The organism is Nostoc sp. NMS7, assembly GCF_017115085.1.
Lineage (GTDB): Bacteria > Cyanobacteriota > Cyanobacteriia > Cyanobacteriales > Nostocaceae > Nostoc.
On sequence record NZ_JABXKJ010000164.1, the window covers coordinates 52896 to 79672 of the forward strand.

The window sequence follows — 26777 nt, forward strand, 5'->3', positions numbered from 1 at the left end:
AAGTCAAATATGGAAGTTATTGGTGAGCGATAGCTCACCGATAATTGCTGAGTGCGATCGCTCATTAACTACAAAATGATCTCAGACTCCGCCCACCAGTTCTAGAAGCTATAGTAGATCGGATGACCGAGCTAGTGAAAATAGACACAACACCACTAACCGATGCGGAAGTGGAGATAATTTTAAATGAAGGTATTGCTAGATACTAACATCATTCTAGAACCAGAAGCATTTGTAGAAGATGCCACAGCTTTATTAGAAGCCATTGCACAGCAACGATAGATAACTTTCCCATCTAATCTTTTGGATTGACTTTTCTGGCAAATGACTTTACAATTCACCTCCATTATGGTAGATGACTGGGGTAAATACGCTGCGATCATGTTGCTGATTAATAAGTCAATCGGGACGATCTCGCAAAAACAATTGATCAAGGGTGTTCATTACATTGTTTGAAGTTATGTAGCCTTTTGATTACGGCCTATCAACCACTGCGGTAAACTGTGCGTTGATTATGATTCTTTCGCAGAGAAGAACACTCGAAAGGAGCGGTTTTTTAAATGTCTCATGCCGTAAAAATCTACGATACCTGCATTGGCTGCACCCAATGCGTCCGCGCTTGCCCTACTGATGTACTGGAGATGGTTCCTTGGGATGGCTGCAAAGCTGCTCAAATTGCCTCTTCGCCCCGTACAGAAGACTGTGTGGGCTGTAAGCGCTGCGAAACCGCTTGTCCCACCGACTTTTTGAGCATCCGGGTTTACCTGGGTCCTGAAACAACTCGCAGTATGGGTCTAGCTTACTAAAAAGCTCAGTGCTGACTGACTGAACTGCTGATTGCGATGCGGGTCTACTGCCCAACTGTTCTTTCCAGAACGGTTGCCTTGTCCCCTTTGGACACAAGGGAGAGATGCAAGCCTTTGCGCCTGTGGCCAGTGATATAGACCATCAAAAAAAGCCTCCGCACCCTGCGGGATCTTGCTACAGAGTTCTCGCGATCGTCGTTAGTCCTGAGGCAAAATGAAGTAAATCAAAAAAACAATTTCTTGATTCTTCACTCAGCGAGAAGTTCAGATCGGCGGTTTCCGTCGATCTGAACTTCTTGCAAAGGCAGACACCAAGGGCGAACGGGGACTCGGAACTCAGAACTCAGTCTTGAAGAATTTTAAAGTTTCTTAATAAACCACGTCTATCTTGAAACCTGTAGTTCTTCGATGATGAAAAAAATTTTCCCTCATCCCCCAACCCCGAATCCCAGATTTGGGATTGGGGGAGCCAGAATTTCAAAGTGCCTCTCCCAGATATGGAAGAGGGATTTAGGGAGAGGGCGAAAACTACGCTTATAAACTTACAGCAGATTTCAACGAAAGTGAAGTACACAACGATTCGTCTCAAAGCCAGGTATAAAGCCTGTTTTACTTCTGAATTCTCAATTCTGCTGTAGATGAAGTTTAGAAAGCATCTTTAGCAATACCTAGTGCTGGAGGGAGTAAATTACTCCCTTTTTTCTTTGCAAAAAGTCGAATTTGTGCTAACAACTATACTGGTGGATTTAATCATCCTGAAAAAAAGCGGTGTGAAGAATGTGCGGAATCGTTGGATATATAGGCACTCAAGCGGCGACAGACATCTTATTAGCTGGGCTGGAAAAACTAGAGTACAGGGGCTACGATTCTGCTGGAATCGCCACTATTTGGGAAGGTAAGGTTAATTGTGTGCGGGCAAAGGGCAAACTCCATAACCTGCGTTCTAAACTTGAACAAATAGAAACCCCTAGCCAAATTGGTATTGGTCACACACGCTGGGCAACTCATGGTAAACCAGAAGAGTACAACGCCCATCCCCACATGGATACGGCAAAGCGAGTGGCGGTGGTACAAAATGGCATTATCGAAAATTACCGCGAGTTGCGCGAGGAACTCAAAGGAAAAGGACACCAGTTTCTTTCTGAAACCGATACAGAAGTAATTCCCCATCTCATAGCCGAATTTTTAAAGAATCTTCCCCCCTCATCTACCTCATCTGGCTTCCTAGAAGCAATTCGCCAAGCTGTTAACCACTTACATGGGGCATTTGCGATCGCAGTTATTTCTGCTGACTACCCCGATGAATTGATTGTTGTTCGCCAACAAGCACCTTTGGTAATTGGTTTTGGGCAAGGGGAGTTCTTTTGTGCGTCTGACACCCTAGCGATCGCTTCCTACACCCGTGCAGTGCTACCTTTGGAAAATGGCGAAATTGCCCGCCTCACACCTTTGGGCGTTGAGATTTACAATTTTGCTGGCGACAGGTTGAAAAAACAACCCCGGCTGCTCAACTTCAATCCTGGAATGGTAGAAAAGCAGGGATTCAAACACTTCATGCTCAAAGAAATCCATGAGCAACCAGGGGTAGTAAGAGCTAGTTTAGAAGCATACTTTAATAATCTTGGAGAATCTACCGAATCGCCAATCAATCTTGGTTTACCTGCGGATTTATACAACGATTCAGAACAAATTCAGATTGTCGCCTGTGGTACCAGTTGGCACGCAGCATTAATCGGAAAATATTTAATCGAACAACTAGCAGGAATTTCAACTCAGGTACATTACGCTTCTGAGTATCGTTATGCACCATCACCCGTGACCGCTAATACGTTGATCATTGGCGTTACCCAATCAGGTGAAACCGCCGATACCCTAGCAGCTTTGGCGATGGAAAAAGAACGTCGCCAAGGGAAAGAACCCAAATATCAAGCGCGACTACTGGGTATTACTAATCGCCCCGAAAGCAGCCTTGGTCATCTGGTATCGCATATCATTAGTACTCTAGCGGGAATTGAAATTGGGGTAGCGGCGACGAAAACTTTTACTGCTCAATTGATGGCGTTTTATGCTTTGGCATTGGATTTAGCAGCTCGTCGTCAGACACTTTCAAAAGATATTTTAGAGAAAATTATTAATGGGTTGTGGCAGATTCCCAAAGAAATTGAGGCAACTTTGGAAACTCAGGAACGTTTAACTGAACAGTTAGCCCACGAATTCGCCGAAACCCAAGATTTTATTTTTCTGGGAAGGGGAATTAACTTTCCGATTGCTTTAGAAGGGGCGTTGAAATTAAAAGAAATCAGCTATATTCACGCCGAAGGCTATCCGGCTGGAGAGATGAAACATGGCCCGATCGCTCTGTTAGATGCGAAAGTACCAGTAGTTGCGATCGCAATCCCTGGTAGTGTTTACGAAAAAGTTATTTCCAATGCCCAGGAAGCTAAAGCTAGAGATTCTCGGTTAATTGGCGTGACTCCCGTCAACGATGGCGAAGCTGCGGAAATCTTTAACGATCTTCTTCCTGTCTCTCATGTGGACGAGTTACTTTCTCCCCTTCTCACAGTAGTTCCCTTACAATTGTTGGCTTATCATATTGCCGCCCGTCGCGGTTTGGATGTCGATCAGCCCAGGAATTTAGCCAAGTCTGTAACAGTTGAGTAAGTGTTTGGGATAGATATTAAGTGAGTGTACAACAATAAAAAAGTCGTATAACAAATAAAAAAGTTATACAATATATAAAAAAGTTGTACAATTTATAACTTCTGAGTAGCTAACGATAGAATAATGCTTGTAGGCGCTTAAATTGTACGACTTTTTTATACTTCTACAGTGAGGTGTAGAGGAATAAAAAAGTTCAACAATAAATAATAAAGTTCTACAATTTCTGTTAGGTGCTTTACCCCGCTCCAGGCATCCGTCCATGAATCGCTCGCTTGTCTGTACGCCGTGCGATCGCTACGTTATTACTAGAGCGATCGCCTCCGGCGGGGCGTAGCCCATCGCGCCCACATTCGGGTAGAATCACTCTCCTAATTGTTCAACTTTTTTATTTAAGTTTGGTGTCTCTGTGTTGAAAAAGTGGTATGGTGATACCTTTTCTATCCCCAAATTGTTCAACTTGTTTTTACGTGGACTTGCACCCAACCACGAAAAATCAATGCTTTGAGAGACTAGAATTGTTGAACTTTTTTATATGCTTACATGAGGGTTTTGTCAATACGGTTCATTAAGGTGCGCGTCGCATATTTGCTATATCGGCGAACTCATTTGCTATATCGGCGAACTCATTTGCTATTTCGGCGAACTCATTTGCTATATCGGCGAACTCATTTGCTATATCGGCAAACTCATTTGCTATATCGGCGAACTCATTTGCTATTTCGGCGAACTCATTTGCTATTTCGGCGACTCCATTTGCTATTTCGGCGACTCCATTTGCTATTTCGGCGACTTACTTGCCACAAAAACCATCACTAGATATTTATCCAAAAGACTTGTCTGCTTTAACTCCTGCCATTTTTTAAGTCGTCGAACTCACGCTAATAGAGTTATTTTGGTCGTGATAAATACAGCAATTCGCTGGGGTTGTAAGGTGAACCCAGAAATTAATATTCATCTACAAACTGAGGATGAACCCACAGAAATTCGCGGCGTTTGTTCTGCACTCGCACCAAACCACCAAAGCTAGGATCTTTTTGTTTCAATAGGGCGTGTAATTCTCGCAAAATCGAGCCTTGGGCGCGAATTGCATCACCTTCTAAAAAGGAAGCATCGCCTTTGGACTTCCCAGTTAATGCCATCTCACTGCCCTTCAAAGTAGATTCAATAGTTTTTTGTCCCAAATCAAGTTGTTTTTCAAAGGCTTTGTAGGTGGTGTCATCCAGCATAAACTTAGTTGCCGAACCAGCTACAGGTAATACTAGGCTGAGAGTTCCTGTCAAAAGTTTGAGATAGGGGACTGCCTTGGTGAACCACTCACGGCGCAAGTCTAATTCATAAACTCCCTTTTTCTTGTCGTCGGGATTTAAGGCTGGAAGAGGTTGACGTGCGTGTTCACACCAGAGAGTAAGTTGAAACTTAGCGCTGATCCATTTGGGGCGATCGCCAAATCCTGGTTCAATGGGCTTAAAGCTAAACAAACGTGGTCCATCTTTCGCTTCATCGGTGAACATCTGCATTAGGTCTGCAAACTGTTGATCAACTTGGCTGAGAATAATACGTTGCTTCTGAGATAATGCCTGAAAGCGTTGTTGATTTCGACTATCTAAGATAATGAAATCTCTGCGGATGACCTTTAACTCCTCTTTCACGATGCTTCGGAATTGCTTAATGCCAATTACTTGGGATGGGGGCGGAGTCGTGGGTGCGTTATTTAGCAAACAATCAATGTTTTGCCATTCATCACATCCTGAAACTGTGCAGAGAAACTCATCATTCTTCTTTTTACTCTTAATTAATTTTTCTACCTCAAATAGTCCGTTTCCAGGTGTATTTAGGCCGCAAGGTGCAACACAAGAAACCATAACGTTACAACGTAATCCTTCCCAGAAGTTTTCAACTAGCCATTTAATATCTTCTGTGAGATAGGACAAAAAGCGTTCTGGATAAGCTGCCCGCACTGTAATTTTTACATCAGTGTCCACATACTCCAGCAATGCCCGACCGTTGTAGTCATTGTCAAGCATCAAACCCCGTTGCCAGTGGATGCTGTCTTCGTAATTTGTCCGCCCTAGTGAGTATTTATGCAACCGAACAATCAACTGGTAAAACAATCCTTCTGCCACTGCAAACTGTCCCCGACTGTCCACAATGCGGCAGATTTGTACCTGTTGTCTGTCTCCCGCTTCTGGTTGCTCTCCCCAATTGGGTAATCTTTCCGGGCGTGTATCAGGGACGAGTTGGGCAATCAGGCTGGTATTGCTAGGTTTTAACTGATCTAATACCACTTTGTAGGAGAGATCAAAGCGTTCCATCAGCCGTAAAAAGATGGGATGGAGTTCTTTTGAGTAGCCTTCTTCCCCTGCAAATGGGGGATTGCTCCATAATTCACTGAGATAATCAAATTCGATTAATCCATTTTTGTCACGAGTTTTTTTATCATCCAGCACGAAGCTGATCGCTTTTGCCAGCCAGTCGGGTTTGAGGATGACTATATCGCGCAGTGTTGGGTCGTAATGGTAATGGATGAAATGCCCCAAGATATGGGAGATGCGAAGGAATAGTTCTGCTTGCTGCTCATCAATTCCCTGTTGGGCGCAGATGGCAATAACATCATCGTAAGGTAAATAGGCTTTGTCCCTAGTTTTCAAGATTTCCCGTACCTGTTGCCACTTGGCAGGAACGGAACGCCCGACTTCAGGAAGAGATGCAGCGACACGAGCAATTTTTTCTTTTAATTCTATCAGCCCGGTGTTATGTGTTGTAATTTCCTGGGGTTTACTGTCTACATGGAAGAAATCAAGCACCGTATCTTTGCCGAATTGATCCAAAATTTCCTGTCTGTCAATGTCTGGTTGTCGCTGTCCGGGTCCGCCGTGGGTGGCAACTACCAATACTTTGGCATCCGGTTCTCGATTTTTGATTAGCGTGATCCACTCTTTGACAAAACCTTGCTGGGGTCCTTCCCGTGGTTTCCACACTACCAGATACACGGCTGGCGCACTGAAAAACAACTGGTGTGTTGGTCGATAAACCCGTTGACCGCCAAAATCCCAACCATTCAAGGTGATTTCTGTGCCACTGTCGGGATCGGTAAGAATTACAGGTTTAATCTCAATCCCGTGAGTGGTGGGGCGACCTTCCACCCATTCATCACCCCCCAACGCTCCTAACAGGCAACTCTTCCCGACTTCACCCTCACCAACTAGGATTAGTTTGGCTTCATTTAGTGTTATTTGTTTGTCTGCTTTTGCCCGCAGGTATTCTAAGACGGCTTCAGTGCCTTGTTCATAAGCAGCCGCAAGGTCGGGGTTGAGCGGATTATCGTCGAGTTCCACAGTCTCTAAGTGCGGAAGTTGTCCTAAAGATGGTGGTAAGTCGGTCAGACTATTGGCATTTAATTCGAGTTTTTGAAGCTGTGTAAATTCACCAATCCAATTGGGCAAAAATTGTAATTCACATTGGTAAGCCCATAATCTTCGGAGTTGCTTAAGTTGTCTGAGAGATATTGGAAGTTTTAAGAGCGGGTTCCCTCCAGACATATAACCTAAACCTAAATGTTGCAGCTGGCTCAGGAATGCGATTGCCTCTGGCAGTTCTGTCAGTTTGTTATTGGTGAGATTCAGTATTTGTAACAGAGACAGGGAGGCGATTGCCTCTGGCAGTTCTGTCAGTTGGTTGCTGGAGAGGTAAAGCGTTTGCAACAGAGTCAGGGAGGCGATCGCATCTGGTATTTCTGTCAGTTGGTTGCTGGAGAGGTCAAGCGTTTGCAACAGAGTCAGGGAGGCGATCGCATCTGGTATTTCTGTCAGTTGGTTGCTGGAGAGGTAAAGCGTTTGCAACAGAGTTAGGGAAGTGATCGCATCTGGTATTTCTGTCAGTTGGTTGCTGGAGAGGTCAAGCGATTGCAATAGAGTCAGGGAGCCGATCGCATCTGGTATTTCTGTCAGTTGGTTGTTGTAGAGGTTAAGCTCTTGCAACTGAGTCAGGAAGGCGATCGCATCTGGTATTTCTGTCAGTTGGTTGTTCGAGAGGTTAAGCTCTTGCAACTGAGACAGGGAAGCGATCGCATCTGGTATTTCTGTCAGTTGGTTGTTCGAGAGGTTAAGCTCTTGCAACTGAGACAGGGAGGCGATCGCTTCTGGTACCTCAGTGAGTTCCATATTGCTGAGATCGAGTTCTGTTGCTCCCTCTTGCCGTGCCTTTTCAATACGCTGCTCCGCTTTCTGATAAGCCTGATCTCTTGCCATGACTAAATCCTTTCTCTCACTACCAAAATCGGAATAATAGCTAGATTTTTCTGGTTAACAGCCCATACAGTAAATTTAGCCAGAAAATCTTAGCCTAACATTCCAACAAACGGCGAACAACGCTACGGATAAAAATTAATTGACTTGCTGAAAAATAAAATATATGCAGATGAGGGCGATCGCATTTTTGAAATGGTGCGATCGCGCTTGTACATTAACTCAATGCGTGGAACGATGGTTAAAGTTAAGTATCTCTGCAAAATTAATTTCTTATTTTTCCATAATGACGATTGGTAAGCATTTGATTCGCTTGGGAATTCTCCAAATTTACTTAGTGCAACCTGTGAACCTATCCCACTAATAATATTTGTGCTATAAAGCTTAAGCTTATTGACGAACTGAAAACGAAAAATTCAGGTTTTCAAGCACATTTTACAAAAAGAAGTAGGGATTTTTAGAATAGTGGGATAGGTTCGTGCGATCGCATCCCTCGCTTTCCTCAAGCTGTTGATTCAGCTTTGCACTTGGGATGCGATCGCCACTAAATCTTGGAGCAAATATTCCCAAATCCTTACAGGGAAGTCGTTTGCGAAATTGTACAACTTTTTTAGTTGTTTACATGTAATGCCAGAAATTAGCCGTTTTCTAGGAATTATTATCACCATGTATTATAATGACCATCCACCCCCACATTTCCACGTTCGCTATAATCAACAAAAAGCGATTATTAATATCGAAACATTATCGATATTAGAAGGAAAACTGTCTTCAAGAGTATTAGCATTTGTACTTGAATGGGCAAACTTACATAAAACAGAATTGATGGAAAACTGGGAAAAAGCTAGACGGAATAATCCTGTAGAAAAAATCGAACCACTGGAGTAAATCATGCTCAAAGATATTATTGCAGTCGAACCGAGAGAAGGTTATCAACTATACCTCAAGTTTGAAGACGACAAACAAGGAATTATTGATATTAGTAAAATAATCCCCTTTACAGGTATTTTTGCACCACTAGAAGATATTAACTATTTCAAACAAGTAAAAATCAACCCTGAGTGGGGAACGATTTACTGGGAAAATGGCGCAGATTTTGACCCCGATGTACTTTATGCAGAAATTACAGGGGAAGCAATTAGTAATTATCAATTTACGGAAACAGCTAGTGAATAGCCGTCAATTATGCAAGGTATCGGTCAAGGAGTACAACCATGAAAGTTACAGTGTGGGATGCGGAAATTATCAAAAGGAATTCTGTTTGTTAAGAACGCCGGACATTCAAGCAACACCATTCTTTTCGTTTCCACAGGGTAGCCACGATCCAACCATTTTGTTCTAAAGCATCAGCAACAGCTTTAGATTGTTCTAGTAAAATACCACTGAAAATTGCCCAAGTCTCAGGTTTAGCGATCGCACTCATTTCTGGAACCAACTCAATAATCACGTCAGCCAAAATATTGCAAACGATACCGTCAATTGGTTGAGAAACCAGTTGTGTCAAAACGTCTACACTTCCCAGTGCAGGTAGTAAACGTTCTGGGCTAATGTCGTTTAAGGTGCGATTGCTGATAGTTGATTGCACCGCAAAAGGGTCATTATCCACTGCATAGACTTTCTCGGCTCCCAGTAGCAGCGCCCCAATGGAAAGGATACCAGAACCACAGCCAATATCCGCAATTACCATATCTTCATGTTTGCCACTATTACCCACAAACGACTGAGAAACTCCACTCAGCCGCATTTCTAAAGATTCCAAACATAGCTGAGTGGTGGCATGGTTGCCCGTACCAAATGCTACACCAGGGTCAAGACGAATCACTAACCGTTCCGTTGTTTCTGGTAATGGTAGCCAAGCGGGGTTGATCAGGAAGCGATCGCCTATTTCCTGCGGATGCCAATATTGTTTCCAGCTAGTCGCCCAATCTTCCTCATCAATTAACTGCCATTGCAGGGAGGGAGATGAAACTCCTACACAGAGGGCATCTTGACGCAGCCACAGCGACAGCGCTGCCAAATCTAGTAGCTGTGTTTGAATTGTCGGCAAGTAAGCTCTTACTAAAGATGAATTTCCTTTGTTTTCACTAGCTGTACCACGACAGCCAAAATCTTCCAGTCGCCAAAAGATTGAATCTTCTAGGTCTGGTTCACATAAAATCTGTAGTTCCCACCAAGTGTTTGCCATATAATTTTAGATTTTAGATTTTAGACTTCGGTATGAGCGCTCAGTCGAACGCTTTTAAATTTTAGATTGGGGACTAGGTAATGGTTAATGACCAATGCGAAAAACAATGAACAGTTAGCCATTACCAATCCAAAATCCAAAATCGTTCGACTGAGCGACTTGCCTTGAGCGAACGCGTAGCGCGATGCCCTGAGCTTGCCGTTCGCGGAGCGTCTCGTAGAGAAGGGTCTCGTAGAAAAGCCGAAAGGAGCCGAAGTCCGAAATCCAAAATTAGAGAGTTACTGTGTACGCGTCCCGAATGCCAGGGACTTTTATAATCTCATCCAAAATGCCCTCAGGTAAAGGATCATCTATACTCAGAGCCATTACAGCATCACCACGGACGATTTTACGACCTACTTGCATGCTGGCAATATTCACATTAAAACTGCCGAGTAGGGAACCAAGTTTGCCGATAATCCCCGGCATATCGCGGTGCAGGGTAAACAACATATATTTGCTGGGTGGGACGTTAATCGGGAAACCGTCAACGTCGGTGAGGTGGATTTCCCGCTCACCCAACAACGCACCTGTGACAGAATGAGTACCTAAAGTACCCGTAGCTTCTAGATGAAGCGTTCCAGCATAGTCTCGAATCGAAGCATCGCGGGTTTCAATCACCCGAATTCCGCGTTCTTTGGCTTCTATGCTGGCATTTACGTAATTTACTCGTTCCCGCAAAGCTTGGTAAAGTAATCCTTTTAGCGCAGCCACTACCAAAGGCTGACTTTTGTTGGTCGCTAGTTCACCTTGCAGTCGCACAGTGAGTGTTTCCACCCGTCCGCCAGCTAGCTGTCCCACCAGATTACCTAGAGTTTCTGCTAGTTGCATATAGGGTTTGAGTTCTTCCAACACATCGGGGCCGAGTCCGGGAATGTTGACGGCGGAACGTGCTGGTAGTCCTAAAAGTACATCCCGAATTTGTTCGGCAACATCAATGGCCACATTCACTTGAGCTTCCGTGGTCGAGGCTCCTAAATGGGGGGTGAGGATGATTTCTTTACCTAGCGATCGCAACTCAGATTCACCCAGTGGTTCTGACTCGAACACATCCAAGGCTGCACCCCCGATTGTACCAGCTTTCAGAGCTGCTGCTAAAGCTACTTCATCAATGATCCCACCACGAGCGCAGTTGATAATCCGGGCTGTGGGTTTCATTTTTGCCAGAGTTGTGGCATTGATTAAGTGGGTAGTTTCTGGGGTTTTGGGGATGTGTAAAGTGATATAGTCTGCTTGCCGGAAGAGTAAATCTAGCTCGACTAACTGACAGCCAAGCTGTTCGGCTCGGTCTGTAGAAATAAAAGGGTCATAAGCTAGGAGTTTCATCCCCATTGCCTTAGCTACAGAGGCAACATGGGAGCCAATTTTACCCAAACCGACAACGCCGAGAGTTTTTTTGTAGACTTCTGCGCCGACAAAGCTATTGCGATCCCATGCACCGCGTTTCACCGAAGCGTTAGCATCAGGGATGTGGCGAGACAAAGCCAAAATCATCGCTAGCGCATGTTCGGCGGCGGCAATTGTGTTTCCCTCTGGAGAATTGACTACCACAATTCCCCGGCGTGTGGCAGCAGGAACATCTACATTATCCACACCCACACCAGCACGACCGATGATTTTTAGCTGAGTGCCGGCTTCAATGATTTCTTGAGTAACGCGTGTACTAGAGCGAATCATCAGCGCGTCATACTCACCAATAATTTCCAGCAGTTCGGCTGGTTTTAGACCTAGTTTGACATCAACGGTAGCAACTTGCGAAAGAATGTCAATTCCAGCTTGGTCAATAGAATCAGAGACAAGAACCTTAGACATGATTATTTCATTTAAAGCTACAGGTTTTGCTGCACAAGACTTTTTAGTTTAGTCTTTATCTGCCGCAATTCAGCAAAAATTATTCGTTTTAATATCAACTTAACCTTTACTTACGCTGCGTGCTGATGGTATCGAAGCATGAGTTGCTTCCGGTGGGTACTGCCTCCTAAGTATTTGAACATGAGTGGCTGTTTGTACACCTTGTCGCTAAATATAAAGCATAAAAAACTCCACCCACAAGGGGATGGATTTTTTGGGCATGGGGAATGGGGCATAGGGCATGGGGAAGAAGTTACCAATGCCCTATGCCCCAAGCGGCGGGGGAGCAACCTCGTCCACCCACTCAAGGGAGTTGAGTTTCCCGCCGCTTTCAATGAATAGCACTAAGCACCTATATATTTATTAATAGTTAAGAGTTACCAAAATTTTATTGGCTTAAGCAACTTCCTTGGATTGGGCTGCAACTTTAGCTGAGGCAATACTCTGCACAACCACCAAAGGAGCCAGTAACTATTATATCTATCGAATCTTGGGCGTTTCTCATACCATAAGTGGTATCTTTTAGTCAAAGCAAAACATTGCATCATCAAGATAATTCGATTGTGACAATTAGAATTTAGGCATCAATTGACACTCTCAGAACTAAAGCCACTGAGATTATACAGACAGAATTAGTTTAATCTAATTCTCGTTACGATGGTATATTTGCCATTTGCTTCTTAGCTTAATTCTTGGGGTAAGAAATTGATGTGAGGAGTTTTTAGAGATTCTGTTCTTCAGGGCAAACGCATCTAAATTACTCTTGCTCACAATTAACGTTAAAATAATTCATAATGACGCTCTCTACGAGACGCTAAAAGCGTAGCTTGCTTCTCTGTAAGAGTACGATGACTCGCTAATGCTTCTCTACCAGACGCTACGCTAACGTAATTCGTAATTAAAAACTATTGCTTTTTAGGAATAACGTTTCTGATTCCACTTTTACTACCAACAGTATCATCTTTGTAACGAGGGATAATATGAATACTGGCGTGCATAATATTTTGACCGGCGGCTCGATTGATATTCATTCCTACATTAAAACCATCAGGCTCAAATTCCGTTTTGAGAATTTCTTGTACTTTGTTCACCATAAACCAGCAAGCAGATTGCTCTTTCAATGGTAGTTCAAAATAACTGCTAACATGACGTTTGGGAATAATCAAAACATGGCCTTTACTTATAGGATAGCCATCAAAGATAGCATAAGCAGTTGCGGATTCAGTTAATAGTTTGAGGCTTTTATGAGGATTACAGAATATACAATAATTAGATGAATTTCGCTGATGAGTATAGTGAAGATACTCATATAATTCCCGATGTTCATCTAAAAAAACTGAAGGAAAGGGAAGTTTGACAATACATTGATAGGTAGGCTTTTTATGGACATAATGTTCTCGAAAACCTTCCTTTTTGATATGCCTTCTTACGGCATAATAAGCTTTACCTCCTGGTTTTAATAAATGTGATATCTCCATAAGAACATTAGTTTGTTCTTCAGTAAATAAAACATTTAAAACATAAAAGCAAATTATTGTATCGAATTTATTATCAGGATATTCTGCAAAATAATAAGGGTCATAACCTGTAATATCACAACCTTTTTGGCGCAATATTTTAACATCATTACCAAAGCCACAACCAAAGTCTAGTATTTTGCCTTGTAGCAGGTTTTGATTTAATAAAAACTGTGCAGGAAATGATAGATAACTTCTTTCGATCGCAGTAAGATGGGTGAACTGATTTTTTTGCTGTTTCATGGAATTTTGGTGCTGATTTCTCAAAAACTGCGCCAGTGCTGATGATGGAAATGTGCGGCGTGCAGGCATCAAAGTATTATATTAGTCAGCAATTTCAAAGATGACCCGTCCCTAAACTCACTTTCAACCGCTTAAACATCGCTTCCCGCGCTTGGACAGCAAGATTATCATCTAAAGGTTGCAAGGTAATTTTCTGCTGATACTTTAGCCGCAGCGCTGTTTGAATTAACCAATCGGCGACAAAAGGATTTTTGGGTAACAATGGTCCGTGGGAATAAGTAGCGATCGCATTCTGATAAAATGCTCCTTCTGTCCCATCTTCACCATTATTTCCCAAGCCATACACCACGCGCCCCAATGCTTCCACTTTCCCCAGTTTGGTACGTCCACCGTGATTTTCAAAGCCGACTAAATATGGTGTACTACCCGTCATTTCTTGCAAATCTCGCGCTAGGCGTGAAGCTGTAACTTCAATTACCAAGTTACCAATACAGCGCTTAGTATTTTCACCAGGATGGACAGAAACTAAATCGAGTATTCCCAAACCATCAATTCGTTGTCCTAATCCTGGTTCATAATAATGTCCCAGTAATTGGGGTGAACCACAGGTAAAAACTCCCGGTGTTCCATTTTCGATTTTCTCGCGCATAGCGTCGGCTTTCGCACCTTGCAAATCACGCATGACAATTTCTTGCTGACGGTCTTGTGCGCCACCACCAACTATGATATCTACAGCTTTAATATCTGCGGCTGTGGCATTTTGATCCAGGGGTAACACTTTAACATCGTATCCCCGCCACTGAGCGCGACGTTCTATAGTAATTACATTACCGCGATCGCCATAGGTACTCATCAGCGTCGGATAAAGCCAACCTATTGTGATTTCCAATTGTTGAGAACTCATAAATAACTCTTGATTAATAACTAATAGTTTTTCAGCTATAGCGGTTCTCAGCTCTTGTGAGGTACAAGAACCCCACCCCCAACCCCCTCCCCGCTCTTCGAGAGGGGGCTATGATGTACCTTATGTGATTAGGAAACGCTATAAACCACATCTATTTTGCATAATCTGAAATTGTACATTTATTGTGGGGTGGGCGACACGAGCGCCCAAGATATGCAAGTTAAATGTGGAACAGCTGATCAACTTAGGATGAAATTACTCTGTGCATATCTAGACTTGGAGGTGTAATTTCCGTTTCGGTTAGCATATCGTGAATTTGTCCTCGGTGATGTGTCTGGTGGTTGAAAAAATGTGCTAGCAACAGATTTACCGGATCGCTATAAATTTTACCTTGATTATTTTTATAAGTAATTATTCCCTTCAAGAAGTCATCATCTAGATTATCAATAAATGTTGTAATCCGTTCATCTTCTAAAACACGGGCTGCACGCAATTCCTCGAATTTATCATAGAGGATAGCATCAAGTCCTTGAGATGACATCTCTTTACCTGTAAAGCGCCCCATCCAAATGCGGTCGCCGATCATGATATGATTCAGTGTCACGTAAATACTTTTGAAAAATGCTGGTCGAGTCTGCTTAAGTTCTACATCTGAAAGTAGTGAACAAACATCATACAAGCGACAATTTGCTAAATAATTGTAGCGCGAGAGCATCTGGAAGTGTTGAATAAGCATATTACCAATTTCAGTGATTTATCTATATCTTTGGGCATTGGGCATGGAACACGAATTCTTCCCAATACCTAACTTTTGTACAGACGCGATTAATCGCGTCTCCCCAATTTAAAGAATTTTCCGCCCAGTCAAAATTTCTCGCACTTCTAACATGGCTGAATAGGTGGGTAGAATGTGCAAAGTTTCATTCTCTGGTGTATGCTCTAATGCAGTAGCGATCGCTTGTCGCAAATCTTCTTCCACAATTAAATTTAACTTACTCTGAAGGGACTTTTCGCTGTAACGTAGACGTAGAGCCAAATCGTAGACGCGATCGCCACTCACTACTAAAGTCCCTCCGCGTTCGACTAATTTCTCTGTATCCACGTCCCAAATCCAGGATACATCAGTGCCATCGGGCGTGCGATCGTTCAATACCAGCAGTGTGGTTTTATCTGTGCTTTCAGTAACTACGCGAATGGTTTCATTCGTTCCCACTGGATTTTTTGATAACAATATCCGCACGCGTTTACCATTAATTACTAAATCTTCAGCCCGACCAAACGCCGCTTGGAAATTGTTAATACTATCTCTGATTGTTGCTTGATCAACTCCCAACTCAATAGCCGCAGTAGCAGCCGCTAAAGTATTATATTTGTTGTACAAACCAACCAGAATTTGTGACCATTCACTACTTTCGAGAGTCGCTTTACTTTTAGCAAAACCACACTTGGGACAAGTAAAATCTCCCAAATGAGACAAATAAACACCTTTGTAATCTAAAGAATGTCCACATCTGGGACAATAAATAGAATCAACTGCGTGAGGAATTGCTTCTAAATAATGTTCTGGCTCATTCAAGCCAAAGAATAACACCCGTTGGGGTAACTGCTGACCGAGGTTAGATAAAGTTGGGTCATCAGCATTGGGAATTACTACCGTTTCTGCTGGTAACGTAGAAATAACTTTTGTCCAACGCTTACTAATTGTGTCTACTTCCCCATACCTATCGAGTTGGTCGCGGAACAAGTTTAAACAGAGAATAATTCGCGGTTGGAGTGGCGTTAATACTCTTGGTACAATATTTTCATCAACTTCTAAAATCGCGTAATCAACATCTAGTGTACCTAGTAAGTTAGTGCTTTCTAATAGCGCACTCATCAAGCCATTTTCGAGATTTGCACCTGTAGAATTATGAGCGATGCGATAACCCTTGCGTTCTAATATCGTGCATAAAAGCAGCGCTGTAGTAGTTTTACCGTTAGTACCAGCAATTAAAATCACCCCGTTTTTAACTTGCTGACTCAATAATTCTAAAAGGCGGGGTTGAATGCGACGAGCGATCGCGCCTGGTAATACACTAGCAGCACCCAGACGCAAAAATTGTACAATAAACGTTACACTTTTTGCCACTGACACCGCGAAACCCAATCGCAGCCTATCTATGAATTGTATTTTTCCCACATCTATACCCTAGTCTTCTGGCGGTTGCTAATTGAAAGTATTTAATTGCAAATTTAATCTTGTGAGTTTACCGAATCCTGGCTGAAAAAGCCAGCCATACCAATTTTGGACTTCGACTTCTCTACAAGACGCTACGCGAACGCTCAGTCGAACGATTTGGGATGGTTAAGCCTTACGGTTACGCTACTTTACCTCTGTTTTGATTTTTGCGTAGCGATACCAGCCACTTGCGAGAGATAATCTCAGTAGGCGTTATCTTAAAAAATAGTGTGTGGGCATAATTACATATCCAGCCCAGTTTGCCGAATTCAGCACAAACTCACAACAACTAGTAACTTGCAAGGTTCCTTTTGATGAATAGCACAAAGTTTCTTTTTTTACATAAACAAATTACTGCCTGGCGAAGGTTGTTATCCAAAAGCCTATTATTGCTTGCAAGTCTTTTCATTATAAGTATGCAACCTGCGTATGCCAGTCTCAATAATGATTTATATGATGGCAACATCTTTGTCATTTATGCCGGCAATGGTTCTTTGGTTCCTCCCAGACAGACACTAGCACAGGCTTTAGCGGAACATAAACCCATATTTTTGGCATTTTATTTGGATGACAGCAGCGATTCCAAAAGATATGCCATTTCCATTTCACGCGTACAGGAATTCTATGGTCGGGTAGCAGAGATTATGCCGATTAATGTAGATACTATCCCGCTTAAACACACCTATGACCCTACAGAACCAGGATATTACTATTCTGGGGGTGTTCCTCAAGTCGTAGTGTTTAATAAATCAGGTGAGGTAGTTTTGAATAAGAAGGGTCAAGTAGCTTTTGAAGATATAGACGATGAATTTCGCAAAATATTTGATTTGCTACCACGCACGGAAACAACAAAGCTAAAGCGGCGAGCCTTCAATGAGTTCAGTAGTGAGTTAGCGAAGTAACTTCTGGGGTAGACCAAATTGGTCTGCTCTAATTTTTAGTGCTATCTGTTACTACATTTGTGCCGATGCCAAAGCATAATATTTAAATGTCTGTGTTAACAGATTAGAAAGTTAATCCATAGTCTATAGTCCGTAACAAATGACTAATGACCAATACTTCTCTACGAGAGGCTACGCCAACGGCAACGCTACTTCGACATCGCTCAGTACAAGTCAGTACAAGTGACCAATGAGTAACTAGAGTGTATTCTGATGTCAAAGGTTTACACCACCCAGGAGCTAATTCAAATTTTGGCAGCTGAACGCCAAGCCTGCCTGAATGGAAAACGTCTAAAATTAGAAATAACTGTCTCTGGCAATCCTCTAATTGACCAGTTTCTTAGAACTGATGGGCTACAACGGTTCACTGCCTATCAAGATTTCAAAACTGCAATTCATGACTATCAGAGGGAAAATCAAGTTTCAGGTATTATCTGGCGGGAGGTAAGAGTCAAAGGGAAAAACTTGAACTATCCGGAAGTAGACACTGAGTTAATCGCCCTCACCAGTGACTTAGAGATATTAAAAGCTGCTAAAAATTCTATTGTAGAATTTTGGTATGAAGTATCTATGGGGATGGATTTATACTTGAGTTTCAATAATAGTAAACAATATCAACAAATTGTCACATCTGATGTTGACAGAATTGTTCAAAGAACAGAATGGGCAAGTTTGTGCAAGTGGGAAAACTCTAGCTTTTTGGAAATGATTTTGCAGCTAGGATGGGGTAAACCAGAAGAAGCTTATTATAAACGAGGAAGACCACGATCGGGTAGTGAATATATTCATGCTGTCAATCCTGGTAATCGCCCTATTGGTTGACAAAATAATTACTCTTTTTGTGATTTTCTGTACTAAACTCCAGGTTGATTGGGCGCGATCAGATTGACGATCGCTGTAGCTAATTCCGCAGGATCGACGGGTTTAGGTAGGTGTTTCTGAAATCCTGCGGCCATTGCTTGGTTATAATTAATTTCTCCAGCATAAGCAGTCAAAGCGATCGCTGGAATTTGTCCGCCTTGCTCTGGTGGTAATTTTCTCACCTCACCCAGCAGCATATAGCCATCCATTAAGGGCATTCCAATATCGCTTAAGAGGATATGTGGCTTTGATTGGGCTAATGTTTCCAGCGCTTGGGCGGCTGATTCAACTGCTGTTACAGTCGCGCCATATTGTTCTAGCGCAAAGCTAAAAAACTCTCGCACATCTGCTTGATCATCCACAAATAAAATTTGCACTCCAGCCAGTAATGTCTCCTCAGTGGTGAGTTCTGGTTGAGAGGGTTCACTACTGCTGACTCGCAACTCAGAATTTTTCAGCAAAGGTAGTCTGACTGTAAAGGTAGCTCCCTTTCCTTCTCCCCGACTCTCTGCCTGAACTGTACCACCGTGAAGTTCTACTAGATGACGCACAATTGCCAGTCCTAATCCTAGTCCCCCAAATACTCTGGTTGTCTTGGCATCTGCTTGCCGGAAGTAATCAAATACGTAGGGCAAAAATTCCGGGTTGATTCCTTTACCTGTATCAATTACCTGGATTCGGGCATCTAAGCCAACTTGCTCTAGACGCACTTCTACTTGTCCTTCTGTGGGTGTGAATTTAACGGCATTGGAGAGGAGATTCCACATCACTTGTTGCAAGCGATCGCCATCACCCAGAACTTTGCCGAGATCATGACTTAGCACCGTTTTTATTTCAATTGACTTGGCTTCTGCTGCTAAACGCACTGTTTCTAGTGCAGATGCGATCGCTACTTTCAAATCTACTGCATAGAGATTTAACCTAACTTTCCCTTGCAAAATCCGCGAAACATCAAGTAAATCTCCAATCAGTTGCGTTTGTAACTTAGCATTGCGCTCGATTGTTTCCAATGCCCTGATTCTAGTGGCTTCGTCGAACTTGCGGGTTCTGAGTAACTTTGCCCACCCTAAAATCGGATTTAGGGGAGTTCTGAGTTCATGGGAAAGGACGGCGAGGAATTCATCTTTAATCCGGTTGGCTGTCTCGGCTTGTGCCCTTGCAGTCTTTTCGGCTTCGTAAAGTTGAGCGCGAGCGATCGCTTGACCACATTGTTGCCCCAGTGTCAATATAAATCCCCGGTATTCTTCGTTAAATATTTGGACAGTGGCAAAGCTTAATCCCAGCGCCCCAATTACTTTACCTTCTGCAATCAAGGGAATGGAAGCCCAGGCATTATTTCCTGTAAGAGCCATTCGACTTGCTAAGTTCGGATATTTAGCAATCATCGCTGCTAAATTTTCTAAAAAAATCGGCGTTCTTGTTCTGACTGTTTCCGCTATCTGGTTAGGTGCAGTGATCGGAAAATTTGCCCAGGCATCAATGAATGATTGCGGATAGCCAATTGCTTGCACAACTTTTAGGGTAGTACCTCCCTCAGTTAGTAAGACAACGGAACCAGCAGTGGCTGACAAGGCGGCAATCCCTTGATTCACCACCACATCAGCCACCTGTTCGGGAGTTAGCGCTTCCGAAAGAGCAGCAGTTATTCTTTGTAAAAGTACCGTGCGATTCACAGATATTTCAGTTTCCTGGTAGAGTCTGGCGTTGTCGATGGCTGTCGCCGCCCGCCGAGCAATATCCTCTGCTAAAGCCAAGTCTGTCTGTTTGTAGTGGCGAGCTGACTCGGCTGTGAAAAAAGAGATTGCTCCAAATAATTGCCCACGAGAACGAACTGGAATCACCATTAGAGAACGAATACCCAAGCTTCGCAGCAATTGCAGATGTTCTTCGTCTTTAGCCATCTGGATCAGATGAGAGTCAGATAATTCGGGATAAAAGATAGATATTCCTAGCTGTAGCTGCTGTAAAAGCTTTTTGGCTCGGGTTTTGGGTGGATAACGCCGTCGGATTTCCTCTAAAGTATTTAGTTTTGTGGGATCGGCAATTGCGATCGCAATTTGTTTACTTGACCAATCTTCGCGGAAAACATCTACAATACACCAGTCAGCTAAGGTCGGAACTGCGATATTCGCGACACTTTCCAAAGTGATTTCATAATCCAATGAGGCCGCTAGTAAGGTGCTGGCTTCGACTAAAAAGTTTTGAGTCGTTTCAACTCGTTTACGTTCGCTAATATCTTCAATAATCCCTAATGCATACTTTGGCAGTCCCTTAGCATCCCAAACTCCTGATATAGTTAAGTTTACCCAAACAATCGAACCATCTTTGCGGATGTAGCGCTTCTCCAAAGAATAACCACTAATTTCTTTTGCGAAAACCCGCCCAGCATTCTCCCAATCAAGTTCTAAGTCGTCAGGGTGGGTAATTTCCTGAAAGTTCATCTGGATTAACTCTTCATAGCTGTATCCAGTAATTTCACACACAGCCGGATTAATTTGCAGAAATTGTCCATCCAATCCTACTAGAGAAATGCCCACGGCTGCTTGGTTAAACATTGCCCGGAACCTTTCTTCACTTTCCTGCAATGCAAGTGAAGTTTGCTTTGCTGCTGTCACATCTGCCAAAATAATCCCAATTCCTACCGTTTCACTCATTGCGTTGTTGACGGGGTAATAGTTGCCCAGCCAATAGCTGTAAGATCCTGGTTGTCCGCTGTCACTGCTGATTTCCATATTCAGCAGGGGTTCTCCAGTATCCAACACGCGCTGTAACTGTAGCTTAAACTCAGCCGCTAAAGATAACGGCACTTCCCCAAATTGGCGTCCTAGATGCTCTTCTATGGTCAAACCGTTAATGTCAGCGAAAACTTGATTAATTCGGATATATCGCAGTTCCCGATCCAAAAAGCATACAGCAACCGGAGCAGCTCCGAGTAGCGCATCTAGAAGAGATAGAGATTCGCCATAATGGACTAAAGCCTGCTGCATATCTTGATAAAGTCGGGCATTTTCCACTGCTAAGGCCGCACGATGGGTAATATCTGTTGCTAAAGTTAAATCAGAGCGATCGTAGCGATGGTCTGATTCTGCGGTGGCAAAGGAGATACAGCCGAGTAGTTGTTGGTGTGCGATTAAAGGCACAATCATCAAAGACTTGATCCCCAATTCTCGAATCAGTTCTAAGTGTTCCTGATTCTGAGTAGTCCCCACCAATAGCGAGTCAGATACTTCTGAAATTAATTCTGCTTGCCGGGTTTGCAGTACCTTCGCGATGAGATTTGCACCGTTGCGATCGGGGATATACTCCTCAAGTTTACGCGCCAACTCTGCTTTAGCTGGGTCTACATGGGCAATGGGTAAGCGGCGAATGGAACCATCTTCATTTAAAATATCAACGCTACACCAATCAGCAAGCTGGGGAACTGAGATTTTAGCGATCTGTTGTAAAGTTTGTTCATAATCTAGCGAAGTAGAGAGTACACTACTAAATTCGGCGATATAGCGGAGTCTTTCCTCAGTCTGCTTGCGCTCAGTAATATTCACACCTATACAGGTAATACCCTGAATGTTATTGTCTGCATCCTTTAGCGGTTCAACTAGCAAATCATAGTAACGGTCTTTTCCAGAAATTGTTAAATTAACCTCTTCACGGGTTGCAACACCAGTCTCTAGTGTCTTCAGCTTAATTGCCCTCAATTGCTCGGTTACTAAAGCTGGAAATAATTGATCATCAGACTTACCTAAGATTTCCTCAGTAGTATCTAGACCTTGAGAATGATGAATCCACTGATATCGCAAATCACGATCTTGCTGAAAGACGACAATATCTGAACTACTTAACGCTAATTGAAATCGCTCCTCACTAACTCTCAGCTTTTGGAGATTTTCATCAGCTTGTCTTTTAGCACTCTTTAAGGCATCACATAGGATACTAAAGAGCAATCCTTGAAATGCAAACAACCCAATTGGCACACAATTGGATATGTCAAAATTCAGTTCATCAACTGGGGGGAGAAAGAAGTAATCGCTCAGTAACGCAGACAAGGAAGTTGCTAACAGCCCTGACTTCAAACCACCATACCAAGCACTCACCATTACAGCGCTAAAAAACAGCAGGAAAGGACTTGCACTCATGCTTAACCAGGGGTCTAGCATCAACATTATCGCTAATGCAACTGCGACAATTAAGACAACAATGCTATAACGCAGTAATTGGGAAGAATGAATAGGGGGCATGAAAATGTCTAGGAATAACCAATACTTATTGCAGAGGCTCTACATACCCTAAGCTAGTTCGCTAATTTTAGTAACTTATCCCCAGATAGATTTTTATTTAGTTTTGAAAACCTCTTTTGCTAGAAGCTAATTGCTCAAGAATATAGTATGAAAAACAAAAAATTATCGTCAATCTTATCGCAATCCTGTTTGATTTGTAAAGATTGAAAGCCACAGATTCCCGACTTATCAAAGAAGTTGGGGATCTTGTTTAGGATTGCTATAAGTAAGTGGGCGAAGATAAACCAAACTATGTTAAGTAATATAAAAATATTAAAATTTGCTTGTAAAGAGGGCTTTAGCCCTTTCTAAGAGACGCTAGGCGTAGCTTGCTTCCCCAAAGGGAGTACACTATAAACCTTTAATTATTTACGCCTACTTACTTAGAATCTCAGGAGTTAACAGATATCCTTCAGCACTGCTACCAATTTTTCAATATGTGCTGCTTCATGAGTTGCCATTAAAGATATTCTGATCCGACTTGTGGGCACTGTGGGGGGACGAATTGCTGGGGCAAAAATGCCAGCATCTCTTAGCTGTTTTCCAGCTTTGAGGGCATCTGTCGCACTGGGCAATTGAAAACATAATATAGGTGATTCCGATCGCAGTAATTTTAGATTAGGTAACTGTTGTTGCAGTAAATTTTTCAAGTAATCTACATTTTCCCACAATTGGGCACGGCGTTGCGGTTCTTGTTGGACTATCTTGATTGCTGCTAAGGCCGCCGCCGTATCAGCAGGTGAAAGCCCAGTGGTGTAAATCCAAGTGGAGGCGCGGTTCCGCAAAAAGTCAATTAAGGCGCTACTTGCGGCGACATACCCGCCTAAACTACCCAAAGCTTTACTCAATGTACCAACTTGAACTAACTGCTTTCCCGTACACCCAAAATGTTCCACACACCCAGCGCCAGTTTTTCCTAGTACCCCAGTGGCATGAGCTTCATCAACTACCAGCATACAGCTAAATTCATCAGCGAGATCCAATAGTGCGGGCAACGGACATAAATCGCCATCCATGCTGAAGACGCTATCAGTCAGAATCAAACAGCGTCGGTAGTTTTGCCGTTGTTGACTTAAGTGAGTTTTTAGGACTGCAAGATCACAATGGGGATATTCCACAACTGCTGCACCGCTAAGAATCGCCCCATTTTTCAGACTGGAATGATTGTATTGGTCAGATAAAATTAAATCACGCTTGCCAACGATCGCGGTAATTGCACCCAAATTTGCTAGATACCCAGAACTAAATACCAAGGCATCTTCTGTTTGTTTGATAGATGCGATCGCCTCCTCTAAATCTCTGTGTAATTCTCTATGCCCACTGAGTAATCTAGAACCAGTACTACCAGTGCCAAATTCGGCGATCGCAGCAGTTGCGGCTGCCTTCAACCTCTGATCTCCCGCAAGTCCTAAATAGTCATTGCTGGCAAAATTAATTACCTCTTGCCCAGCTAAAACCACCGTTGCACCAGGACGACTCTGGATTGTTTGTACTGAACGATACCAGTCTGCCCGATGAATAGTTGCTAAGGATGGTTCTAGCCAAGCATAAGGATCAGTAGGAAGTGGGCTTGCCGTGAGCTTGTCTTGAGCGTAGTCGTTGGCGCAGCCTCTCGTAGAGAAGGGCGTAGCCGAATGGGAGTGGGGAATTGCTTTCAAGGGTAGTATTTAAAAGGGTGTGTTATGTGGACGAAGCTTTGAGGTTAGTGAATGAACCTCTGAGCTTGGTGAATGAACCTCCGAGGTTAGTGAATGAACCTCTGAGGTTAGTGAATGAACCTCTGAGCTTGGTGAATGAACCTCTGAGGTTAGTGAATGAACCTCTGAGCTTGGTGAATGAACCTTGGGGACTCATTGCAGAAACTCACTCGTGACTAATACTTCTTGTGGGGTGGGCGTCTCGCCCGCCTCTGGCTTAGGGCGGGCAAGATGCCCACCCCACAAGATTGGGTAATTTATTTGTTGGAAGTCCCTAAAGTCCCAGTGTCAATAATTACGGCTTTCAAAGTGTGTTTGGTGGCAATGACACAGAAAACGCTTGTTCAGCTAGAATTTTATCGTTATTTACGCCCAGCCATAAACAGATACACCCTTCTGAATATGAGAAGTAAGTTAGCACATTTCGATATTAGTGGGATAGGTTCAATCCCTAATAGAGATTTTGGGTCAAGTAATTCTTATACCCTCGCTAGAACTGCACTAAAAAAAGATCGGGAGATTTGCATAAAAATACTTCATTCCGATGAAGGAAATAAGGAGCTGTTCTAAAGGCGTTATTGCACGTAGAGAGAAAATGATAAATTCTTCCTGTAATGTGCAGCACTTAAGTGCAAGATATGAGTTACGCAAGCCGAACAGTTAAAAAGTATCACACTCAATTGCGGAAAATTATATTATGTCCAGACTAATTGTTTCTTCCCCCCCGTTGATAGGCACTTCTGGTTCCGATCTAGTGGTAGGCAAAGAGGATAATACATTATTGCCAGCAATTCCAGCAATTGGAATTGAGGTTCTAAAAAACGGAGTCATTGATACTCAAGCAGGTAATGATACTATCTCTGGCACTGGCACTGGTGGCTACGAGTTAAGAAACTATGGACCACCTGCTATAGGTATCTCTAACACACATGGCTACATTAATGGAGGAGACGGAAATGATTTGATCAAGGGAACCGCAGCAGGAGGCGGCTCTGGTAAAATCGACATCCCTATAGGCATCAATAATACTCAGCATAGCCGCATTGATGGAGGATTTGGGAACGACACTATCTTTGGAACTGGAGTTGGAGGAGGTCAAGGTGATGTTATAGGAATCTCCAACACTCAGGATAGCCTGATTGATGGAGGATTTGGGAACAACACTATTTTTGGAACTAGTGTGGATAATAACTGGGGTTTAAATGCTACAGGCATTTTCAACAGTGGTGGTAGCCACATTAAGGGAGGTGAAGGAAACAATTCTATTACTGGTATCGGCAAGGGCGGTAATGGGATAGTATCCCCTTTTAGTACGAATCTCTCTGCGGGGAATGGTATAGGCATCTCCAACAGCCAGGGTAGCGTAATTAGTGGAGGGCAGGGAAACGACATTCTTTCTGGCACGGGCACAGGCGGTGAGGATTCCTATATCCCTTCGTATCCTGAATATGGGACAGTTGGACCTGGTGTAGGTATAGGCATTGTTAACAGTGGCATGATCAGTTTAGGCGATGGCAATGATACCATCATTGGTACTGGCATTAGTCCAAGTACTGGCATTAGTCCAAGTACTGGCATTGTTAATACTAATGGCATTATTTGTGAAGGGGCAGGATCTGATATCCTGACTGGCTATGGCACCAGCGTTGGCATTCAAGGCGGCACGATTGATGGCGGAAGCGGTAACGATTACTTCAAAGCTCGTCGAATTGATGCTAATGGTAATCCCGTTTCAGACCAAGGGGGCGCTATTGCCAATGTCTTGATTAAAGGCGGAGGTGGAAACGACACATTTGATGTTGGTTACGGTAATGCCACTATCGATGGTGGTTCGGAATGGGATAAGCTAATTCTGCCTGATTTCAAAAGTGATTACATTATTACAGATACCTCCAACAATTACACCGTTAAGCGTGATCAGTTCACCTTGAATGTCTTGAATGTTGAGGAAATTGCCTTTCTTGGTGTTCCTCTACAGCAGAATGTGCTTGGGATTCCTCATTAGGGATTGACAACAAATTTTTTATCCAATCTTCGCGTGCGACTAGCATTGGAACCAAAATGTACGTGATCCGACTGATTCCTGTGATCACGAGAAAATTTCTACCTTCTTTAATGCCTCATTCTCATCGATATTTCCGGCTTTGAGCGTATTTTTCGTGTGATAATAATCTTGATCACAGGAGCATATTCTACTATCAAAGTTTTTACGACATTTCAGGCATCGGCTGGAATTAAACAAAGAATTTATGCATTAAACTCCAAATTTTTGAACTGTAAATAAAGCGATCGCATCTGCCAAAATACCAAAATTGGGTTAAAACATCATTTATTTA

At 43.0% G+C, this 26777-nt stretch carries 20 protein-coding genes; 10 read left to right on the forward strand and 10 right to left on the reverse strand.

Features of this window, described 5'->3' with window-relative positions; genetic code table 11:
- The first annotated feature begins 560 nt into the window (after positions 1 to 560).
- Together psaC and glmS are read left to right on the forward strand one after the other, a co-directional pair.
- Complete coding sequence (psaC, locus tag HWQ38_RS17395) at positions 561 to 806, forward strand: photosystem I iron-sulfur center protein PsaC (RefSeq protein ID WP_292795635.1); 246 nt, start codon at positions 561 to 563, stop codon at positions 804 to 806.
- 777 nt (positions 807 to 1583) lie between these two features.
- On the forward strand, positions 1584 to 3467 hold the full coding sequence (gene glmS / locus HWQ38_RS17400; RefSeq protein ID WP_292795638.1) for a glutamine--fructose-6-phosphate transaminase (isomerizing): 1884 nt from the start codon (positions 1584 to 1586) through the stop codon (positions 3465 to 3467).
- Positions 3468 to 3702: 235 nt separating this feature from the next.
- Here the strand turns inward: glmS and HWQ38_RS17405 are convergent, their stop codons facing one another.
- Together HWQ38_RS17405 and HWQ38_RS17410 are read right to left on the reverse strand one after the other, a co-directional pair.
- Positions 3703 to 3831 carry a hypothetical protein gene (locus tag HWQ38_RS17405; RefSeq protein WP_292795640.1) on the reverse strand — a complete coding sequence of 43 codons (129 nt, stop codon included), beginning with the start codon at positions 3829 to 3831 and terminating at the stop codon, positions 3703 to 3705.
- A gap of 580 nt (positions 3832 to 4411) precedes the next feature.
- On the reverse strand, positions 4412 to 7714 hold the full coding sequence (locus tag HWQ38_RS17410) for a COR domain-containing protein (protein WP_292795642.1): 3303 nt from the start codon (positions 7712 to 7714) through the stop codon (positions 4412 to 4414).
- 144 nt (positions 7715 to 7858) lie between these two features.
- Between HWQ38_RS17410 and HWQ38_RS17415 the strand changes: the two genes are divergently transcribed.
- The 3 genes from HWQ38_RS17415 (at position 7859) to HWQ38_RS17425 (ending at position 8887) form a co-directional block, all read left to right on the forward strand.
- Positions 7859 to 8011, forward strand: a complete 153-nt coding sequence (locus HWQ38_RS17415) for a hypothetical protein (RefSeq protein WP_292795645.1) — start codon at positions 7859 to 7861, stop codon at positions 8009 to 8011.
- 210 nt (positions 8012 to 8221) lie between these two features.
- Positions 8222 to 8599, forward strand: a complete 378-nt coding sequence (locus tag HWQ38_RS17420) for a DUF4160 domain-containing protein (RefSeq protein ID WP_292795647.1) — start codon at positions 8222 to 8224, stop codon at positions 8597 to 8599.
- A 3-nt stretch (positions 8600 to 8602) separates the two neighbouring features.
- The gene (locus HWQ38_RS17425) at positions 8603 to 8887 is read left to right on the forward strand and encodes a DUF2442 domain-containing protein (protein ID WP_292795650.1); all 285 of its coding nucleotides are present in this window, start codon (positions 8603 to 8605) and stop codon (positions 8885 to 8887) included.
- 88 nt (positions 8888 to 8975) lie between these two features.
- On the opposite strand, the gene prmA is transcribed toward HWQ38_RS17425, so the two are convergent.
- Together prmA and serA are read right to left on the reverse strand one after the other, a co-directional pair.
- The gene (gene prmA, locus HWQ38_RS17430) at positions 8976 to 9896 is read right to left on the reverse strand and encodes a 50S ribosomal protein L11 methyltransferase (RefSeq protein WP_292795653.1); all 921 of its coding nucleotides are present in this window, start codon (positions 9894 to 9896) and stop codon (positions 8976 to 8978) included.
- 270 nt (positions 9897 to 10166) lie between these two features.
- The gene (gene serA, locus HWQ38_RS17435) at positions 10167 to 11747 is read right to left on the reverse strand and encodes a phosphoglycerate dehydrogenase (RefSeq protein ID WP_292795655.1); all 1581 of its coding nucleotides are present in this window, start codon (positions 11745 to 11747) and stop codon (positions 10167 to 10169) included.
- Between the two features lie 138 nt (positions 11748 to 11885).
- Here serA and HWQ38_RS17440 point away from each other — a divergent pair, with 138 nt between their 5' ends.
- Positions 11886 to 12128, forward strand: coding sequence for a hypothetical protein (locus HWQ38_RS17440; RefSeq protein WP_292795658.1), 243 nt, complete (start codon positions 11886 to 11888; stop codon positions 12126 to 12128).
- 563 nt (positions 12129 to 12691) lie between these two features.
- On the opposite strand, the gene HWQ38_RS17445 is transcribed toward HWQ38_RS17440, so the two are convergent.
- The 4 genes from HWQ38_RS17445 to HWQ38_RS17460 all read right to left on the reverse strand — a co-directional run bounded on the left by HWQ38_RS17445 (position 12692) and on the right by HWQ38_RS17460 (position 16629).
- Positions 12692 to 13546: an HIT family protein gene (locus tag HWQ38_RS17445; protein ID WP_292795721.1), complete on the reverse strand. Its 855-nt coding sequence runs from the start codon at positions 13544 to 13546 to the stop codon at positions 12692 to 12694.
- Between the two features lie 94 nt (positions 13547 to 13640).
- Positions 13641 to 14450: a type 1 glutamine amidotransferase gene (locus tag HWQ38_RS17450; RefSeq protein ID WP_292795661.1), complete on the reverse strand. Its 810-nt coding sequence runs from the start codon at positions 14448 to 14450 to the stop codon at positions 13641 to 13643.
- A 244-nt stretch (positions 14451 to 14694) separates the two neighbouring features.
- Entirely contained in the window at positions 14695 to 15186 is a 492-nt protein-coding gene (locus HWQ38_RS17455; protein WP_292795664.1) for a DinB family protein, read from the reverse strand.
- A 108-nt stretch (positions 15187 to 15294) separates the two neighbouring features.
- On the reverse strand, positions 15295 to 16629 hold the full coding sequence (locus HWQ38_RS17460; RefSeq protein WP_292795667.1) for a Mur ligase family protein: 1335 nt from the start codon (positions 16627 to 16629) through the stop codon (positions 15295 to 15297).
- Between the two features lie 353 nt (positions 16630 to 16982).
- On the opposite strand from HWQ38_RS17460, the gene HWQ38_RS17465 reads away from it, so the two are divergent.
- Together HWQ38_RS17465 and HWQ38_RS17470 are read left to right on the forward strand one after the other, a co-directional pair.
- Positions 16983 to 17570 carry a thylakoid membrane photosystem I accumulation factor gene (locus tag HWQ38_RS17465; protein ID WP_292795669.1) on the forward strand — a complete coding sequence of 196 codons (588 nt, stop codon included), beginning with the start codon at positions 16983 to 16985 and terminating at the stop codon, positions 17568 to 17570.
- Between the two features lie 252 nt (positions 17571 to 17822).
- On the forward strand, positions 17823 to 18431 hold the full coding sequence (locus HWQ38_RS17470) for a hypothetical protein (RefSeq protein WP_292795672.1): 609 nt from the start codon (positions 17823 to 17825) through the stop codon (positions 18429 to 18431).
- A 32-nt stretch (positions 18432 to 18463) separates the two neighbouring features.
- Here the strand turns inward: HWQ38_RS17470 and HWQ38_RS17475 are convergent, their stop codons facing one another.
- Both HWQ38_RS17475 and bioF read right to left on the reverse strand, forming a co-directional pair.
- Positions 18464 to 22705: a PAS domain S-box protein gene (locus tag HWQ38_RS17475; RefSeq protein WP_292795674.1), complete on the reverse strand. Its 4242-nt coding sequence runs from the start codon at positions 22703 to 22705 to the stop codon at positions 18464 to 18466.
- Positions 22706 to 23142: 437 nt separating this feature from the next.
- A complete protein-coding gene (bioF, locus tag HWQ38_RS17480) occupies positions 23143 to 24264 on the reverse strand; it encodes an 8-amino-7-oxononanoate synthase (RefSeq protein WP_292795724.1) in 1122 nt (373 codons plus the stop codon).
- A 164-nt stretch (positions 24265 to 24428) separates the two neighbouring features.
- On the opposite strand from bioF, the gene HWQ38_RS17485 reads away from it, so the two are divergent.
- Positions 24429 to 24617: a hypothetical protein gene (locus HWQ38_RS17485; protein ID WP_292795677.1), complete on the forward strand. Its 189-nt coding sequence runs from the start codon at positions 24429 to 24431 to the stop codon at positions 24615 to 24617.
- 521 nt (positions 24618 to 25138) lie between these two features.
- Positions 25139 to 26446: a hypothetical protein gene (locus tag HWQ38_RS17490; protein WP_292795681.1), complete on the forward strand. Its 1308-nt coding sequence runs from the start codon at positions 25139 to 25141 to the stop codon at positions 26444 to 26446.
- The last annotated feature ends 331 nt before the right edge of the window (positions 26447 to 26777 follow it).

Excerpts from the sequence above, each read along its gene's own strand:
- psaC (WP_292795635.1), top strand. The coding sequence starts at position 561 with ATGTCTCATGCCGTAAAAATCTACGATACCTGCATTGGCTGCACCCAA.
- glmS (WP_292795638.1), top strand. The coding sequence starts at position 1,584 with ATGTGCGGAATCGTTGGATATATAGGCACTCAAGCGGCGACAGACATC.
- HWQ38_RS17410 (WP_292795642.1), bottom strand. The coding sequence starts at position 7,714 with ATGGCAAGAGATCAGGCTTATCAGAAAGCGGAGCAGCGTATTGAAAAG.
- HWQ38_RS17425 (WP_292795650.1), top strand. The coding sequence starts at position 8,603 with ATGCTCAAAGATATTATTGCAGTCGAACCGAGAGAAGGTTATCAACTA.
- prmA (WP_292795653.1), bottom strand. The coding sequence starts at position 9,896 with ATGGCAAACACTTGGTGGGAACTACAGATTTTATGTGAACCAGACCTA.
- serA (WP_292795655.1), bottom strand. The coding sequence starts at position 11,747 with ATGTCTAAGGTTCTTGTCTCTGATTCTATTGACCAAGCTGGAATTGAC.
- HWQ38_RS17440 (WP_292795658.1), top strand. The coding sequence starts at position 11,886 with ATGAGTTGCTTCCGGTGGGTACTGCCTCCTAAGTATTTGAACATGAGT.
- HWQ38_RS17445 (WP_292795721.1), bottom strand. The coding sequence starts at position 13,546 with ATGAAACAGCAAAAAAATCAGTTCACCCATCTTACTGCGATCGAAAGA.
- HWQ38_RS17450 (WP_292795661.1), bottom strand. The coding sequence starts at position 14,450 with ATGAGTTCTCAACAATTGGAAATCACAATAGGTTGGCTTTATCCGACG.
- HWQ38_RS17455 (WP_292795664.1), bottom strand. The coding sequence starts at position 15,186 with ATGCTTATTCAACACTTCCAGATGCTCTCGCGCTACAATTATTTAGCA.
- HWQ38_RS17465 (WP_292795669.1), top strand. The coding sequence starts at position 16,983 with ATGAATAGCACAAAGTTTCTTTTTTTACATAAACAAATTACTGCCTGG.
- HWQ38_RS17470 (WP_292795672.1), top strand. The coding sequence starts at position 17,823 with ATGTCAAAGGTTTACACCACCCAGGAGCTAATTCAAATTTTGGCAGCT.
- HWQ38_RS17475 (WP_292795674.1), bottom strand. The coding sequence starts at position 22,705 with ATGCCCCCTATTCATTCTTCCCAATTACTGCGTTATAGCATTGTTGTC.
- HWQ38_RS17490 (WP_292795681.1), top strand. The coding sequence starts at position 25,139 with ATGTCCAGACTAATTGTTTCTTCCCCCCCGTTGATAGGCACTTCTGGT.